The sequence below is a fragment of the Succinivibrio dextrinosolvens DSM 3072 genome (genome assembly GCF_900167015.1).
Classification (GTDB): domain Bacteria; phylum Pseudomonadota; class Gammaproteobacteria; order Enterobacterales; family Succinivibrionaceae; genus Succinivibrio; species Succinivibrio dextrinosolvens.
The window spans coordinates 1-17,314 of the sequence record NZ_FUXX01000049.1 but is presented as its reverse complement, the minus strand read 5'-3'; the positions used below and the strand labels follow the sequence as shown (position 1 = coordinate 17,314).

Sequence of the window (17,314 nt, the reverse complement as noted above, 5' to 3'; positions counted from 1 at the left end):
CTAGGGCAATGCATCTTTATCGAAATGGGATGCCAATGCCACTTCTTTCAGAGTGGTTAGGTCATACACAGATGGAAACAACTATTAAATATTATGCAAATGCTGATGTTAAGATGATACAAGATGCAGTTGAAAAAGCAACTTCAGACTTTAATCCAATCATCAGATCTGCAGTTGATTTTAAATTTGATAATGATGATGTAGTTCTCAAGAGACTGTATGGACTTATGTAAATGTTATCCCGACTTTTTATGTACCGATGCCCGTAACTAAGCCGATTTTTGCTGCTTTACGGTATAATCATAAAGTCGGGATAAGTGTTGTGAGAGGGCTGAGTTAGAACTCGCCCTACTCGATTGGGCTCGACTAAAAGAGGATATCTTATAATATACATATAGAAATCAGAAAGATGAATGTTTGGTTCGTGCGAAAAAAACGGCTAAGGTAACGCTAAGATTTGCATCCTAAGATGTTAATGAAAGTGTTTGTCAAAGTAAATTATCTTGACACATTTCACATATCTGAAAGATGTATTATAATTACACGCAGAAAGTGTGAGGTATTTTGATGATCAATCAGCGTACAATTCTAAAGCCAGTATCAATGACTGGTATCGGTTTACATTCAGGCGCCAAGGTTCAGGTAGCATTCAGACCTGCTCCAGCAGATACTGGTATTGTGTATACAAGAACCGATCTGAATCCAAATGTTACAATGAAATGTACAGCAGATAATGTAAAGGACACTCAGTTATGTACCGCTCTGGTAAATGAGGCTGGTGTTCGTATTTCTACTGTTGAACATCTTACTGCCGCACTGTCATCTCTGGGTATCGATAACCTCTATGTTGATGTGAATGCCCCTGAGATTCCTGTTATGGATGGTTCAGCTCAGCCATTCCTTTATCTGTTTGCTTCTGTAGGTATTCAGGAGCTTTCAGTTCCAAAGAAATTCATTCGTGTTGTTCGCAAGGTTCGTGTTGAAAATGAAGGCAAGTGGGCGGAATTGACTCCTTCAGAGAGCGGTTTCAATCTTGATCTTCAGATTGACTTCAACCACCCTGCAATGGACAGAGATAAGCAGCACTATGCTATGACCTTTACCGGTGAAGCATTTGCCCGTGACGTTTCAAGAGCAAGAACATTCTGCTTTATGAGAGATGTTGAGTTTATGCATGCTCACAATCTTGCATTAGGCGGTTCTCTTGAAAATGCCGTTGTTCTGGATGATAACAGAGTAATTAATCCAGAAGGTCTGCGTTACGAGGATGAGTTTGTAAAACACAAGCTGTTAGATGCTATCGGTGACTTATACATGGATGGTCACAGCATTCTTGCTAATTTCAAAGCTTACAAGACCGGTCATGATCTGAACAACCGTCTTTTAAGAGCTCTGTTATCTGATTCTTCAAACTATGAGATTATTCAGTTTGCTGATACTCAGAAAACAAAATCAAATGCAATCAATTTTCTTGACGCCAAAAAGACTTTAACTGCCTTCTAACTGGAGGTTTCTGTGTTTGAAATCAAGTCAGGATGGCTATATTCTGACGATATAAACATCCGTAAAGTCCCTGTTGACAGGTATGGAAAAAGACCTGAGGGGACTAAAATTTCTCTTATCGTAATTCACTGTATTTCACTTCCTCCTCGCCAGTTCGGCGGACCATATGTTGATGATATTTTCAAGGGTACTTTAGATCCTAATGCTCATCCTTACTTTAAGGAAGTTGCTCATCTTGAAGCCTCTACTCATCTTTTCATCAACCGCCAGGGCGTAATTACCCAGTATGTTTCCTTCCTCGACAGAGCATGGCACGCCGGCAGATCATCCTATAATGGGCATAAAGAGTGCAATGACTACTCAATTGGTATCGAACTTGAGGGCTGCGATGATCTTGAATACACTATAGAACAGTATTCAACTCTTAAGGATGTAATTGCAGTTCTTAAGAAAACCTATCCGGATATTGGAAATAACATAGCCGGACACAATGAAGTAGCACCAGGCAGAAAAACCGACCCAGGTAAATTCTTCGACTGGAGCCAAATACGATAATTACCATAGGTGTACCTCTTATATGGAAAAGTATTTAACTGAGTATTATGAGCAGGCAGGCGAGCGTGCCCGTCTTGGTGTTGAGCCTTTACCTCTGAATGCAGAATTTACCAAGCAGCTGTGTGAACTCTGTAAGAATCCACCTGTAGGCTCTGAATCTGAGCTTCTGCATCTTCTAAAGGACAGAATCAATCCTGGTGTTGATGAGTCTTCAGCTATCAAGGCAGAGTTTTTATATGACATTGCAACAGGAAAGACTGTAAGTCCTGTTGTTGACAAAACTCTTGCTGTAAAGCTTTTAGGTACCATGAAAGGCGGTTTCAATGTCGGCTACCTAATCAAGCTTCTTGAAGACAAGTCTATGGCTGCTGAAGCAGAGACTGCCCTGGAGCATACCCTGCTTATTTACAATGCCTTTGACGAGATAGCTGCTCTTGCAGACAAGGGCAATACTTTTGCATTAAATCTGATTAAAAAGTGGGCTGATGCCACCTGGTTTACATCAAAGGAGAGTTTCCCTTCCAAGGTTACTCTGACTGTATTCAAGGTTGCTGGTGAGACCAATACCGATGATTTCTCTCCTGCTCCTGATGCCTGGTCACGTCCAGATATTCCTCTGCATGCTCTTGCCATGTACAAGATGTCACGAGATGACTTAAAGGCTGACGTTGAAGGCGTTAAAGGTCCTGTTTCAACCATCGAAGCCTTAAAGAGCAAAGGTTTTCCTTTAATCTTTGTTGGTGACGTTGTCGGTACCGGTTCATCAAGAAAGTCTGCTGCAAATTCTCTTTTATGGCATATAGGTCATGACATCGAAGGTGTTCCTAACAAGAGAGCTGGCGGTGTAGTAGTTGGCGGCAAGATTGCTCCTATTTTCTACAATACCCTGGAGGATTCAGGTGCGCTTCCTTTAGAGGCAGATGTATCAAGGCTGAATCGTGGCGATGTAGTTGATCTTAATGTATATGACGGCACTATCACTAACCATCAGACTGGCGAAGTTCTGTGCAGTTTCTCCCTAAAGACTCCAACTCTTTTAGATGAGGTTCGTGCTGGCGGTAGAATTCCACTGATTATCGGTAAGGATCTGACCGACAGAGCTAGAGCTTATCTGAAGCTTGGTCCAACTGACGTATTTGCCAAGGCTTCAGAGGTTAAGGCATCAGGCGGATTTACCCGTGCTCAGAAGATTGTTGGCAGAGCCTGCGGTGTTGAAGGTATCCGTCCAGGTCAGTACTGTCAGCCTGTAATTACAACTGTAGGTTCTCAGGATACAACTGGTCCTATGACTCGTGATGAGCTTGTTGATCTTGCCTGTCTGAAATTTACTGCTCCTATGGTAATGCAGTCATTCTGTCATACAGCAGCATATCCAAAGAGTGTTGACGTAAAGACCCATTCAACACTGCCTAAGTTTATCCATTCACGTGGCGGTGTAGCTTTAAATCCTGGTGATGGTGTTATTCACACCTGGCTTAACAGAATGTGTCTGCCAGATACTGTAGGTACAGGTGGTGATTCTCATACCCGTATGCCTTTAGGTATTTCATTTGCAGCAGGTTCTGGTCTGGTAGCTTTTGCTGCAGCAACAGGAATTATGCCTCTTGATATGCCAGAGTCAGTTCTTGTTCGCTTTAAGGGCAAGAGAAAGGCAGGTATCACTCTTCGTGACCTTGTACATGCAATTCCTTACTTTGCTATTAAGAAAGGCCTTTTAACTGTTGAGAAGAAGGGCAAGAAGAACGTATTCTCCGGTAAGATTATCGAAATTGAAGGTCTTGAGAATTTAAGCGTAGAGCACGCCTTCGAGCTTGCAGACGCATCTGCTGAGCGTTCTGCAGCAGCCTGTGCTATCAAGCTGTCTCAGTCTTCAGTTGAGAAGTATCTGAAATCTAATATCGCTCTGCTAAGAAAGATGGCAGAGGATGGCTATGAGTCAAAGGATGCTCTTCTAAAGCGTGCTGATGCTATGCAGAAGTGGCTTGAGAATCCTAGCCTGATTGAAGCAGATAAGGACTGCTCATATGCTGAGGTTTTAGAGATTGACCTGGATGAGATTAAAGAACCAATCCTGTGTGCTCCAAATGATCCTGATGATGCAAGATTATTATCAGAGGTTGCCAACACCAAGATTGATGAAGTGTTCATTGGTTCATGCATGACCAACATCGGTCACTATCGTGCAGCAGCTGAAATCTTCAGAGACCTTAAGAGCGAAGCTAAAGTCAGACTGTGGATGGCTCCTCCAACCCGTATGGACAGACAGGAGCTGTCAGATGAAGGTCTGTTGTCAATACTAGGTAAGGCTGGCGCAAGAATCGAAATCCCAGGTTGCTCTCTATGTATGGGTAATCAGGCACGAGTAGCTGACAATGCTACAGTGATTTCAACCTCAACACGTAATTTCCCTAACCGTCTTGGAAATGGTGCAAATGTGTTCCTGGGTAGTGCAGAGCTGGCTTCTGTCACTGCTAAACTGGGCAGACTGCCATCAGTTGAAGAGTACTTTGACAACACCAGATGCCTTGATGGAAAGGAAGATTCAATCTATTCACTGCTTGATTTCTCTAAGAGCGAATAAATTGTAGTTCTTGGTGCATCCTATTATACAAAATGCAGAGGTTAGCCTTATATCTCTGCATTTTTCTATTAATATCACATAATCACGTTGTATACTGTGCAGATTAAACAAAGACGATTCCGTGTTTGCTATAATTACGGGATACGAAAAAAATTTTTATTCAAGTTGTAGACAAGATCTACCTTTTTTCATTTTGTTAGGAGTAACACATGAAAGTTGCAGTTTTAGGTGCAGCAGGCGGTATTGGCCAGCCTTTATCAATGATTTTAAAGAATTCATTACCAGCAGGTTCAAAGTTAGGTCTATATGACGTTGCACCATTTACCCCTGGTGTAGCAGTTGATCTAAGCCACATCCCTACAGACGTTGAGGTTCAGGGTTTCACCGGTGAGGATCTTCCAAAGGCTCTTGAAGGTGCTGACGTTGTTGTAATTCCAGCTGGTGTTGCTCGTAAGCCAGGTATGACCCGTGATGATCTGTTCAACATCAACGCAGGCATCATTGCTAACCTAGTTCGCAACTGTGCACGTGTATGTCCAAAGGCATGCATCTGCATCATCACCAACCCAGTTAACTCAACTGTACCTCTAGCAGCTGAAGTTCTAAAGGCTGAAGGTGTATACGACAAGCACCGTCTATTCGGTGTTTCAGCTCTAGACGTTCTACGTTCAGAGACCTTCCTAGCAGCTGAGCTAGGTATTTCTAACCAGAGAATTCTAGTTCCAGTAATCGGCGGTCACTCAGGCACCACCATCATTCCTTTACTATCAAAGGTTATCGGTCACGAGAAGATTGCTGCTGACCGTATCAAGGCTCTAACCGACCGTATCCAGAACGCTGGTACCGAGGTTGTTGAGGCTAAGGCTGGTGCTGGTTCAGCAACTCTATCAATGGCAACTGCTGGTGCACGTTTTGCTCTTAAGGTTGTTAAGGGCTTAATGGGTGAGCCAGGTGTTAACGAGTACGCATACGTTGAAGGCGGCTCAAAGGTTGCTCCTTTCTTCGCTCAGGCAGTTCGTTTCGGTAAGAACGGCTGGGATGAGGTTATCGACTACGGTACCGTTTCAGATTTCGAGCAGAAGTTAATCGACGAGGCAGCTCCTCAGTTAGCAACCAACATCAAGAAGGGTGTTGATTTTGCTCAGAAGTGGTTATCAGAGAACAAGTAATCTGAAATACACTTAGATTTTAGTGATTCTTTAACGAATCAAATAAAGGCTCTGACTGATATTAAAATCGTCAGGGCTTTTTTTGTTTCAAATATTATTAAATTTTTTTAGAATTCTGCCGTAAATAAATATGGGATAAGAGCGTCGCAGATTTTCAAAGTGATTTGAGAATTTGCATTTGTTTTATGTTCTATACTTATAACAATTCATTTAAACCAAGGAGGAAATAATGGTAAAACATTTCAAGATTAGTGCCATTGCACTAGCCCTTGGTTTTGCAATCATTTCTTATTCAGATTCAGTTAATGCTGCAAAGTATGAGGTTATGACTTCAACCAGAGCAATGGTTGCAAGAGATACTTTGTCCGGCATTGATTTTAGCGGACTTGCCAATTCTGCTCCTAATGCCAGCACTGAGATGTATTCTCCTGACAAGATGAATTCCATTATTGAAAACAGTCGTCTGACAGAGATTGTAAGAGATCAGGATAAGTGTCAGTTCACTGCTGATATTGAAGACCGTGCACGTCTCGTTAAGAGTCCTGTGTTCATGTATGCATGGGGCCAGATGCTTTTAGGCGGTATCTGTGTTAGAGAAGATAAGGAACTGGGACTTGGATATATCAGACATTCAGCTGATAATGGCTATGCTCCTGCAATGATGCAGATGTCTGTTTATTACGAGCGCGGTTCAGGCATGGGTAAGAGTCTTAATATGTCAGAGCAGTATATGCATACTGCTGCAGCATTAGGTTCTAAGACTGCAAGATTAAACTGGGCTGATATGCTGGTTCGTGGTTTTGGCTCTCCAAATCTTTATGAAGAGGCCTATGGCTGGCTGTATCACTGTGATTTTGATGATGAGTATTCCAAGGCTAAGAAGCTATATCTTCAGGAGCAGCTCAAAAAGTTCCTGCCACCTAATGTTGTGGCAAGAAATGAAGCCTTTGCACCGGATTTTTAAAGAATAATTCCAAGCAAAAATAGGAGACCTGCTAGATAGTGAGTCTCCTTTTTTCGTATAGATAGGCTCCTAACATAATTGAAAAGCCTACTATCCATCCTATAGGCATAATAGAGCAGACACCAATATATCCAAATTTCTCAAGCAGCAGATCGATTATGAAGTAGCGGATACCCAGTTCAAAGAAACTTGAGATTAGAGGGTATTTTGCAAGACCAAGACCCAGAAGGGTATTCTTCAGAACCATAATCATTCCAAAGAAGATATAGAAGATTACGTATACGTATAAGGTTTCCTGTGCCAGTCTTATAATAGAGAGATTGTTATTCTCAATAAAGACCTCAATCAGAGGCTTTGAGAACAGTACAATCAGAACTGCAAGAAACAGAGTAATACCGATATTGAGAACAAATCCCTTTTTCACTCCTTCTTTAATTCTTTCATAGCTGCAAGCTCCATAGTTCTGAGCTGTGAATACGGATATTACCGAGCCTAAGGCTATATAAAGCTGAGAGAATATCTGATCGACAATAATTGCTGTAGTAAAGGCGGCAACAGCATTGGTTCCCAGTCTGTTGATACCGCTTTGCAGTACAAGAGTACAAAGAGAGATGATGCATAGCTGGAATCCCATTGGGAGTCCAATCTTAACGTGTCTGTAGAGAAAATCCATGCTGAAGCGGAAGTCGTCAAAAGACAGTCTTAATTCAGGAAATCTTCTGTGAATATAGATGTAGCAGAGGATATCTGATACGGTCCATGCTACAACTGTGGCGTAAGCTGCACCTGCAATTCCCATATCAAATTCCAGAATGAAAACCAGATCCAGACAAAGATTTATAACGGAGGAGATGATAAGAAAATACAGAGGAGTCTTACTGTCGCCCAGAGCTCTCATGATACATGCCAGAAGGTTATACAGAATCAGAGGCAGAGTTCCTGCAACAATGATGTACATGTATGTATGGGCTAGCTCTAAAATCTCCTTTGGCGTATGCAGAAAATCAAGAATACGGTAGGAGAGGGGAAGAATCAGAGCGGTTACTGCAATAGCAATTATTACGGAGAGGATTGTTGAGATTGCGTAGGATTTTTTTATCAGATCAAAATTCTTCTCACCAAATTTATGGGCAGTAACGATAGTGAATCCCTGAGTTGAGGCAAAGATAAAACCGAAGACCAGAAAGAATATAGGTCCGGTAGCTCCACAGGCAGCAAGGGCATCAAGTCCGATAATTCTTCCGACAATCAGCATATCAAAGAAGTTATACAGCTGCTGAACGCTATTTCCTATGATGATTGGTATAGCGTAGAGAATAATGGATTTATAAATATTGCCGCGTGTCAGAATGTCTGAATGCATGTGGTGGCCTAATACTCGTTTCTAAGCGTTTTTTCTCTGATGAACATTTCTTAGAATGTTCTTGAGAATTTCAACTGTTGTGTTGACAGAATTAACATCAAGCCATTCTCTTTCAGTATGACAGTCTCCACCTAAAGGACCAAAGGAATCCAGAACAGGAAGATTGCACTGAGAGATATGATTGCCATCTGATACACCGCCTGATGACTGGAAGGTTAATTTTATTCCAAGCTTTGCTGCAGATTCAGTTACTATCTGCTTAAGCTCATCAATACCTTTGACCATAATCATTGGTGGATTTAAGACCAGAATCTTGTATTCTGCCTTGATATCCTTTCCAAATGGCTTTTCAAACTCAGCCTTGAATTTAGTGAAGAACTCGTCCCACTGTTCGTTGGTCCAGAATCTGACATCTACTCGTGCCTGACAGTCCTGAGCAATTGCATTTGCAATTGTTCCACCCTGAATGGTACCGAAGTTTACGGTAATATCCTTGGTAGCAAGCTCATTTATTCTGAAAATGCAGTTTGCCATGGCATTGATTGCACTTCTGCCTTTCTCAGGACAAAACCCCGCATGAGCTCCTACACCGTGCATGAAGATGTCTATGTGAGAAATACCCTTACGTCTTTCGGTGATAAGACCTAGCTTTTCCTGTGATTCAAATACCAGAGCATATGATGATTTCTTTGCGTAGGAATCAATCCAAGGGGTAGAGAACGGACTTCCGATTTCTTCATCTGGGTTGAATAAAACTGCAACGGATAGAGAGTTCAGAACACTTTTCTCAAGAGTACACAGTGCATAGAGAATTGCCAGACAACCATTCTTCATGTCTGCAACACCTGGACCGTAGGCCATATTGCCTTCAATTCTGAATGGTCTCTGCTTTGCTGTACCCTTAGCAAAAACGGTATCCAGATGTCCTGATAAAAGCAGATCATAATGGTCAGCCTCTGGTTTGTTTGTGGTAAACATTCCATGTCCGACCTTATCTCCAAGATCGACCTCTTCTACATGGAAACCACTGTTTCTGAAAAGGTCGCAGAATATACGGCAGACACTGGTAACTCCATGAGTATCAGTACTGCCACAGTCTATATTGACTACCTTTTCCAGAGCATCAAGGTAGTCTTTTAGATTAGATATCATTCATTAACTCTACTTAACAAAACCGCCTTTTGCTCCAGCCCATGCAGGAAGGAATGCTCCCTTGTAGGCCTCAAGAATGGTATCAGCTACAGCATCAGTCTGATATGCCTCTACAACCTTCTTCAGATCAGCATCATCAGCTCTGTCTTTTTTAGCTGCAATAACATTGATTAAAACAGCTGCAGCAGGATTTACCTTAGGATCAATATTCTCCTGATAGACTGAATCTGTGCTTGGATTTAAATTTGCGGTATAGGCATTGCCGCCGTTGATTAGCGCAGCGCTTACATCAGGAAGAATTCTTGCCAGAATGCCTGATTCAGCCTCACGAATCTTAATCTTCTTTACGTATTCGGTGATATCAGCTTTGGTTGGAGTATATCCCTTTGAAGGATCAACCTTGATAAGACCGGCTGCCTCTAAAACCTTAAGAGCGCGTCCTCCATTTGTTAAATCAGATGGAATAGCAATGATGTCTCCGTCCTTGATGTCCTCAATAGACTTAATCTTATCCTTGTTGTTGAATACACAAAGAGGAGTGATGATTGTATCGCCGATATCAACAATCTCGTAGCCGTTACGCTCGATATCGTTCTTTAGAAATGCCTTGTGCTGGAACGCATTGAGGTCAATTTCACCATCATGCAGAGCACGGTTTGGAGTTGCATAATCAGAGTATCTTACAAGCTTTACCTTAAGATTATCCTTCTTTAGGATTTCGTTTACTGTATCCCACTGAGCAACATAGTCACCAACAACACCTACTTTGATTTCTTTAACATCAGCTGCGTTGGCGGAAACAGCACATACAGAAAGGACAGATGCCAACAGTAGGGATTTCAGATTGAATTTCATTTTTTCACCTTAAATTTTGGTTGATTGTCTGATGATAAAAATATACTTCCATATGCAGGACCGCATACCTATCGCTTTGTAATAATGTATAATTCTACCGTTATTATTTCAACAAGCTATACTAAAAATGATCAAACTTGAGCATATAAGTAAAACATTCATTCAGAAAAAGAGAAGGGTTGAAGCTCTAAAAGACGTCAATATTGAAATTAAGGACGGTGAAATCTTTGGAATTATCGGCTTTTCAGGAGCCGGTAAATCAACTCTTGTAAGATGTATAAATCTTCTTGAAAGACCAAGCGAGGGAAGGGTAATCATTGGCGATACCGACCTTACCTCTTTAGAAGACAGCAAGCTTCGCAAAATCCGTCAGCGTATCGGCATGATCTTCCAGCATTTCAATCTGATGCCTTCACGAACTGTTTTTGAAAACATCGATCTTCCTTTAAAACGAACCGGTATGGAAAAGAAAGAGCGTGTTAAGAAAATCGAGTCTTTACTTGAAATGGTTGATCTTTCTGACCGTCGTGATGCCTATCCATCTCAGCTTTCAGGTGGTCAGAAGCAGCGTGTTGCTATTGCCAGAGCTCTTGCATGCGATCCTGATGTTCTTTTATGTGATGAGGCTACATCAGCATTGGATCCTCAGACCACAGAACAGATTATAAATCTGCTCAAGGACCTGAATAAGAAACTAAATCTTACAATCGTGGTTATTACTCACCAGATGTCTGTTGTAAAAGACCTCTGTGACAGAGCAGCTGTAATGGAGAACGGAAGCGTGGTTGAGTGTGGAAATGTCTACGACCTTTTTGCAGATCCAAAGGCTCCTTTAACCAAACGTTTCCTTGATACAGCCTCAAACATCAAATCATTTATGGAAATCCTTCATCAGAAAGGATCTCTTGCAGATATCAAGGAGGGAACCAATATCTGGTCTCTAACCTATACCGGGGAGTCCACTGGTGAGGACCTTATGACTCAGATCTGCGATATATACAAGGTTAGAGTGAATATTCTCTATGCAAACATTGATTATATTAAAGGTGTTCCTCTAGGACATCTGGCAGTTCATCTGACAGGAGAGACCTCAAAGATTGAAGATGCTGTTGCATATATAAAGGGTAAGGGCGTTAAAGTGGAGATTCTGAAATGATGGAGATTATAAATATCTTAATGCCTAACTTTGAAAGGCTGTCAGAGGAATTCTACGAGTGTCTGTTCCAGACCATCATTATGGTTCTTGTGTCCGGAACCATTGCCTGGATACTTGGTGTTGCTCTTGGTGTAACTCTGGTAGTAACCAGATCAGGTGGCATCATGCGTAACAGACTGGTCTTCAATACACTTGATCGCTGTATAGATGTTATCCGTTCAATACCTTTTATTATTCTGATGGTTCTTCTGATTCCTCTGTCTCGCTTTATTGTCGGTACAGGTTCAGGTCTTGAGGGCTCATTTGTGGCACTGGTATTCGGTACCGTTCCTTTCTTCTCAAGACAGATTGAACAGGTTCTCTCAGAAGTTGACGGAGGCCTTGTTGAGGCTGCTCAGTCAATGGGACTGTCTCCTTGGGAGATTATCTTCAGTGTCTATCTTAAGGAAAGTATTCCAGGAATCACTCGTGTAACCATGATTACCTTTGTATCATTCATTGGTATTACTGCAATTGCAGGTGCTATTGGTGCAGGTGGTCTGGGAGATTTTGCCATCAGATACGGTTATCAGATGGGATATCGTGACATGATCTGGCTTACCGTGATTGTCATACTTCTGATGATCAGTATTTTCCAGTTTGTTGGTAATTACATAATCAAGAAAACATCACACTGATATCTTTCCTCTGCAGATGACTATGTTTAACCAGAGTGTCATCTGCATCTGATTTCAAAATTGTCCATAATCTCTATTTATACTTTCTTTTGCATTTCGAGTTTTGTGCAAAATTCAAAAAAAAATCTGTATCTGTTATAATTCAAAATTCTGTAGTTTAGATTTTTTTTGAAGAGCTGATTTCAATGTTCGAGAATTTAACCCAAAGATTAACACGTACCCTTAAGAATATAAGCGGTAAAGGTCGTATTACAGAAGAAAACATCAAGGATACCTTACGTGAGGTTCGTACTGCTTTATTAGAAGCTGATGTTGCACTTCCTGTTGTTAAAAGTTTTACCAATAGAGTTAAAGAAAGAGCTCTTGGTGCTGAAGTTAATCTGAGTCTTTCTCCTGGTCAGGAGTTTATCAAGGCTGTTCATGCCGAACTGATTGAGACTCTGGGTGGACAGATCAGTGAAATCAATCTTGCTCATCAGCCTCCTGCAGTTATCCTGCTTGCCGGTTTACAGGGTGCTGGTAAAACCACATCTGCAGCTAAGCTTGCTCTGTTCTTAAAGGAACGTATGAACAAGAAGGTTCTGTTGGTTTCAGTTGATACCTACAGACCTGCTGCTATGGATCAGTTAAAGACTCTTGCTGTTGAAATCGGCGTTGACTGCTATCCATCAGATCCAAAGAACAAGCCTGAGGACATTGCAACTGCAGCATTAAAAGAAGCTAAATTACGTGCTTACGATGTAATGATTCTTGATACTGCTGGTCGTCTTGCAGTTGATGAGGAAATGATGAATGAGGTTAAGAGACTTCATTCTCTGACAGATCCTATTGAAACATTCTTCACTGTTGATGCTATGACCGGTCAGGATGCAGCTAACACTGCCAAGGCCTTTGGTGAAGCATTAGATCTAACCGGTGTTATTTTAACCAAGGCTGACGGTGACGCCCGTGGCGGTGCTGCACTAAGTGTTAAGGAAATAACTGGTAAGCCAATCAAATTCATCGGTTTAGGTGAAAAGATTGTTCCACTTGAGCCATTCCATCCAGATCGTATTGCAAGCCGTATTCTTGATATGGGTGATGTGCTGTCTCTTATTGAGGATCTGCAACGTAACACCGATATGGAGCAGGCTAAGAAGGTTGCTCAGAAGATTAAGTCCGGTGAGGGCTTTACCTTTGAGGACTTCAGAGATCAGATTACTCAGATGAAGAAGATGGGCGGTATGTCTGGTCTTCTGGATAAGCTTCCTGGAATGGGTAATATTTCTGATCAGATTAAAGATAAGGTTAACGATAAATCTCTTTTACATATGGAGGCAATCATCAACTCCATGACAAAGAAAGAGAGAATTCATCCTGAGATTATCAAGGGATCAAGAAAGAAAAGAATTGCCATGGGTGCCGGTGTAGAGATACATGAGGTTAATGTTCTTTTACGTCAGTTCGATATGACCCAGAAGATGATGAAGAAGATGGGTAAGGGCGGAATCCGTAAGATGGCCGGAGCTATGAAGGGCATGATGGGGGCCATGGGCGGCATGGGCGGTATGGGAGGAATGGGTAATTTCTTCCGCAGATAGTCCTGCCTAAAATCTTGTATAATTCAGCTTCGATATCTTATCGAAGCTGAAAAAAAATTTTTTCTTCTCTCAAAAATAATCCTATATACAGGTTAATTCCTATATTCTTTTAACACCTTGTTTTATAAGCAGTTAATCCGGTTTTATCGCAGGATTCGGAGAATTATTTTTTTCTGTTTTTACAGTATGTTAAAAATAATCTTCCAATAGTGATGATGATCTTGTTTTTTTCGGTAAAAGGTGTAAAATACTGCAACTGTTTTTGTATGATGACTTTTCATCATGATTGTTTAACTAAATAAAGGTAATGCGAAATGGTAGTCATTCGTTTACGTCGCTTAGGTGCGAAAAAGCGTCCATTTTATCACGTAATTGTTGCAGACAAGCGTTTTGCTGCAACTGGTCGTTTTATTCAGCAGGTTGGTATTTTTAACCCAATCGCTAAGGGTAAAGAGATTCGTCTTCGTCTAGATCTAGAAGCAATCAATGCTTGGATTGCTAAGGGCGCACAGCCTTCAGATCGTGTAAAGCGTCTTCTTGTTGAGAACGAGATGGGCGAAGAGGCTGTTTTAAAGGCTAAGGCTGATAAGCACGCAGCAGCTGTAGCAGCTAAGAAAGCAGCTGCAGAGGCTAAGGCTAAGGCTGAGGCTGAAGCATCTGAGTCAGCTGAGGCTTAATAAGCTTTGACTGATACACCGCGTCCAATGGGAGCCTTAGGCTCATCATTTGGAGTATATGGATGGATGAAGGTTCGTTCATATACGCAGCAACCCGAGGACCTTTTTGACTACTCGCCATGGTTTATACGTCAGCGCGGGGCGGAATGGCGTGAGGTCCAGGTTGAAGAATATAAGCCACACGGTAACGATTTTATTGTTAAGCTTGATGTGGCATCAACTCCTGAAGAAGCTAAGCTTTATGCAGGAGCTGAAATTGGGATTAGGCGCTCAAGCCTACCTCCTGTACCAGAAGGTACTGTATATCTGTCTGACCTTGTAGGTTGTCAGGTTATAGGACTTGAAGGTGTAATGCTCGGTAAAGTATCGAGAATTAGGGATTATGGAGCTGCTCCCTTAATGGAAGTGTCTCCCTCTGACCACCTGGCAAAGGAACGCAAAGAGAAATTCTTGATTCCTTATGTCGTTGGCCCGATTGTTAAAGCAGTTGATCTCAATGCTAAAACAATTGAGGTTGAGTGGGGCGTAGATTACTAATATGTATTTTGGTGTCATTACGCTCTTTCCTGAGATGATTGACGCTGTTACTAAATTCGGCGTAACTCGAAGAGCTTTTGAAAACGGACTTATCAAAGTCGATTGCATAAATCCTCGAGATTATACTGAAGATAAATTCGGCAACGTGGACGATAAACCTTACGGTGGCGGTCCTGGTATGCTGATGCAGGTACAGCCATTAAGAGATGCTCTTAGAGTTGCTCGAAGTCAAGCACCGAAGGATACTAAAGTTGTATGTATGTCTCCTCAAGGCGTACAGCTCAATCACTCGTTGGTCACAGATATCCACAGTTGGGGCTCTGTAATTCTTATAGCGGGACGCTATGAGGGTATTGATGAGCGTGTCCTTCAGAAGGAAGTCGATCTGGAGGTTTCTGTCGGTGACTACGTCCTCTCAGGGGGTGAACTCCCTGCCATGTGTATCATCGATGCTGTTTCAAGAATGGTTCCTGGTGTTTTAGGAAACATTCAGAATGCGCAAGAAGATTCTTTTGCTCAAGGTCTGCTGCATTTTCCGCAGTACACCCGTCCAGAAGAAATTGACGGAATGAGAGTTCCTGAAGTTCTGATGAGCGGTAACCATGAGAGAATTCGAAACTGGCGCCTACAGCAATGTCTTGGTCGTACATATGAAAGAAGACCTGATTTGCTGAAGAATCGTGAGCTTACCAAGTTAGAACGTAAGCTGCTTGATGAATATCTTCAAGAACACGATTTAAAATAGTTTTTTTGTTTATCCTTGTTAATGGAAGGTACTAAAAATGGCTAGCAATCCAATTATTGACCAGCTAGAGAAAGAGCAGATCCGTACTGATATTCCTGAGTTCAACCCAGGTGATACCGTACGTGTTGAGGTTAAGGTTGTTGAAGGTGACAAGACCCGTCTACAGGCTTTCGAAGGCAACGTTATTGCAAAGCGTAACCGTGGTTTAAATTCTTCATTCACCGTTCGTAAGATGTCATCAGGCGAGGGTGTTGAGCGTGTATTCCAGACTCACTCTCCAATGATTGCTTCTGTTAAGGTTACCCGCCGCGGTGACGTTCGTCGCGCTAAGCTATACTACTTACGTGACCGTACCGGTAAGGCTGCACGTATCCGTGAGAAGATTAACTAATCAGATAATCTTTTCTGTGAATACAATCCCTTGTCATCGACAAGGGATTTTAGTTTGTGCCTCTCTAAATTAACTTCTTATTTTTTGATTCTAATATTCTGTTTTTCCATATAAATCCTGTCGTTCAGTAATCAATTTTCTGATCGAGAATAAGTGTTCCTTTCAATAGTGAATGTAGAAATTTGTGAGTTACTCCATTTTCAATTTTAATTTTGATGAGCACTCTTGTATTTTTACTTTAAAGTTATTTTGATTTGTTTTTTCTTATGGCATTCTATCCGAAGAAAAAAATCCAATTATTTTTTTTGACCAAACATAAAGGACTTACATCACTATGATTTTAAAGAAACTTCTTCTTGCTACCATGTTGATTTCTACTGCTACCTTAGCAGCTCACAATGATGTTAGAACTGCTCCAGAGAAGTATTATCTAAATGCTTCAGACGTAGCAGACAGCTTAGCTTTATTACCTCCTCCACCAGCAATGGATAGCGTTACCTTCTTAAATGACCAGGCTCAGTACAACAAGGGCTTTATGTTAAGAAAGACCGAAAGAGGTGCTCAGGCTGCAAGAGATGCAGAAGTAGATGCTAAGGGTGTATCTGCAGCTTTATCTGAAGCTTTCGGTATGAAGATTTCTAAAGATAATACACCTCAGATCTACAAGTTAATGAGCAAGATGGTAGAAGACGCTGGCGACCTGGCAACCAGATCTGCAAAAGAACACTACATGAGAGTTCGTCCTTTTGCTTTCTATGGTGTTAATACCTGTAATATGAAGGATCAGAAGACTCTATCTACAAATGGTTCATATCCATCAGGCCATACCGCTATTGGCTGGGCTGAGGCATTAGTTTTAGCAGAGATCAATCCTTTCAGACAGAATGAGATTCTAAAGAGAGGTTTTGATATGGGCCAGAGCCGTGTAATTTGTGGTTATCACTGGCAGTCTGACGTAGATGCTGCACGTGTAGTTGCTTCTGCTGTTGTTGCTCGTCTACACGCAAATGAAGAGTTTATGTCTCAGTTAAAGCTTGCTAAAGAAGAATTTAAGCAGAAATCAGAAGTTAAGTAATAAACTGATTACACTTATTTAAGACCTAAACTTTGTTAATTTTTATATGTTTAGGTTTCTAGTAGAGGCAGGACTAAAACTCCTGCCTTTATTTTGCCTGAGCCTCGAGCTTGTTTAAAACGATCTCCAGTTCATCAAGAGATCTGATGTCATCATCCTCATCTACGTCTTCTTCCTCTTTACCGACTTTTCCATATGGTTCAGGTGTTGGCAGAGGAATATCTAAAGCATTCAAAAGCTCTTTCTGAACACCGGTAACTTCTGAATAATAAGCACCATTTCTGAATACAGTCTGTTCAATCGAATCAAGCATAGCCAGAAGTTTGTTGTCAGA

Annotated in this window: 17 protein-coding genes and 1 pseudogene; 14 read left to right on the top strand and 4 right to left on the bottom strand. The window is 41.5% G+C overall.

The window, feature by feature from the left end; genetic code table 11:
- From B5D46_RS10395 to B5D46_RS10370, 6 genes are all read left to right on the top strand, one after another.
- Window positions 1–233, top strand: a 233-nt coding sequence (locus B5D46_RS10395; protein WP_143675643.1) for a site-specific integrase, incomplete at its 5' end; no start/stop codon positions are given.
- A 334-nt stretch (window positions 234–567) separates the two neighbouring features.
- Window positions 568–1,503, top strand: coding sequence for a UDP-3-O-acyl-N-acetylglucosamine deacetylase (gene lpxC, locus B5D46_RS10390; RefSeq protein ID WP_078929401.1), 936 nt, complete (start codon window positions 568–570; stop codon window positions 1,501–1,503).
- A gap of 12 nt (window positions 1,504–1,515) precedes the next feature.
- The gene (gene ampD / locus B5D46_RS10385; protein ID WP_143675665.1) at window positions 1,516–2,058 is read left to right on the top strand and encodes a 1,6-anhydro-N-acetylmuramyl-L-alanine amidase AmpD; all 543 of its coding nucleotides are present in this window, start codon (window positions 1,516–1,518) and stop codon (window positions 2,056–2,058) included.
- Window positions 2,059–2,080: 22 nt separating this feature from the next.
- Window positions 2,081–4,639, top strand: coding sequence for a bifunctional aconitate hydratase 2/2-methylisocitrate dehydratase (locus B5D46_RS10380; protein ID WP_078929399.1), 2,559 nt, complete (start codon window positions 2,081–2,083; stop codon window positions 4,637–4,639).
- A gap of 209 nt (window positions 4,640–4,848) precedes the next feature.
- Window positions 4,849–5,808 (top strand): malate dehydrogenase, encoded by a 960-nt coding sequence (mdh, locus tag B5D46_RS10375; RefSeq protein ID WP_078929398.1) that lies wholly within the window; start codon window positions 4,849–4,851, stop codon window positions 5,806–5,808.
- Between the two features lie 229 nt (window positions 5,809–6,037).
- Window positions 6,038–6,772, top strand: coding sequence for a tetratricopeptide repeat protein (locus tag B5D46_RS10370; RefSeq protein ID WP_051639207.1), 735 nt, complete (start codon window positions 6,038–6,040; stop codon window positions 6,770–6,772).
- 31 nt (window positions 6,773–6,803) lie between these two features.
- Here B5D46_RS10370 and B5D46_RS10365 read toward each other — a convergent pair whose 3' ends face one another.
- The 3 genes from B5D46_RS10365 to B5D46_RS10355 are packed head-to-tail and all read right to left on the bottom strand — an operon-like array spanning window position 6,804 to window position 10,142.
- The gene (locus tag B5D46_RS10365) at window positions 6,804–8,135 is read right to left on the bottom strand and encodes an MATE family efflux transporter (protein WP_078929397.1); all 1,332 of its coding nucleotides are present in this window, start codon (window positions 8,133–8,135) and stop codon (window positions 6,804–6,806) included.
- Between the two features lie 21 nt (window positions 8,136–8,156).
- Window positions 8,157–9,287, bottom strand: coding sequence for a M20 family metallopeptidase (locus tag B5D46_RS10360; protein WP_078929396.1), 1,131 nt, complete (start codon window positions 9,285–9,287; stop codon window positions 8,157–8,159).
- Window positions 9,288–9,296: 9 nt separating this feature from the next.
- On the bottom strand, window positions 9,297–10,142 hold the full coding sequence (locus B5D46_RS10355) for a MetQ/NlpA family ABC transporter substrate-binding protein (RefSeq protein WP_051639204.1): 846 nt from the start codon (window positions 10,140–10,142) through the stop codon (window positions 9,297–9,299).
- 127 nt (window positions 10,143–10,269) lie between these two features.
- Between B5D46_RS10355 and B5D46_RS10350 the strand changes: the two genes are divergently transcribed.
- The 8 genes and pseudogenes from B5D46_RS10350 to B5D46_RS10315 all read left to right on the top strand — a co-directional run bounded on the left by B5D46_RS10350 (window position 10,270) and on the right by B5D46_RS10315 (window position 16,980).
- Entirely contained in the window at window positions 10,270–11,298 is a 1,029-nt protein-coding gene (locus B5D46_RS10350) for a methionine ABC transporter ATP-binding protein (protein WP_078929395.1), read from the top strand.
- Window positions 11,295–11,975: a methionine ABC transporter permease gene (locus tag B5D46_RS10345; RefSeq protein ID WP_200805048.1), complete on the top strand. Its 681-nt coding sequence runs from the start codon at window positions 11,295–11,297 to the stop codon at window positions 11,973–11,975. The genes B5D46_RS10350 and B5D46_RS10345 overlap by 4 nt, the downstream gene beginning before the upstream one ends.
- 185 nt (window positions 11,976–12,160) lie before the next feature.
- Entirely contained in the window at window positions 12,161–13,555 is a 1,395-nt protein-coding gene (ffh, locus tag B5D46_RS10340; RefSeq protein WP_031491134.1) for a signal recognition particle protein, read from the top strand.
- A gap of 314 nt (window positions 13,556–13,869) precedes the next feature.
- Window positions 13,870–14,094, top strand: a pseudogene (rpsP, locus tag B5D46_RS12400) (30S ribosomal protein S16); the annotation flags it as partial.
- A 144-nt stretch (window positions 14,095–14,238) separates the two neighbouring features.
- On the top strand, window positions 14,239–14,769 hold the full coding sequence (gene rimM, locus B5D46_RS10330; protein WP_143675664.1) for a ribosome maturation factor RimM: 531 nt from the start codon (window positions 14,239–14,241) through the stop codon (window positions 14,767–14,769).
- A 1-nt stretch (window position 14,770) separates the two neighbouring features.
- Window positions 14,771–15,514 (top strand): tRNA (guanosine(37)-N1)-methyltransferase TrmD, encoded by a 744-nt coding sequence (gene trmD / locus B5D46_RS10325; RefSeq protein WP_078929393.1) that lies wholly within the window; start codon window positions 14,771–14,773, stop codon window positions 15,512–15,514.
- Between the two features lie 37 nt (window positions 15,515–15,551).
- Window positions 15,552–15,905, top strand: coding sequence for a 50S ribosomal protein L19 (gene rplS / locus B5D46_RS10320; protein ID WP_031491129.1), 354 nt, complete (start codon window positions 15,552–15,554; stop codon window positions 15,903–15,905).
- 334 nt (window positions 15,906–16,239) lie between these two features.
- A complete protein-coding gene (locus B5D46_RS10315) occupies window positions 16,240–16,980 on the top strand; it encodes an acid phosphatase (protein WP_078929392.1) in 741 nt (246 codons plus the stop codon).
- Window positions 16,981–17,068: 88 nt separating this feature from the next.
- Here the strand turns inward: B5D46_RS10315 and B5D46_RS12215 are convergent.
- On the bottom strand, window positions 17,069–17,314 hold a 246-nt coding region (locus B5D46_RS12215), incomplete at its 5' end, for a hypothetical protein (RefSeq protein WP_159443099.1).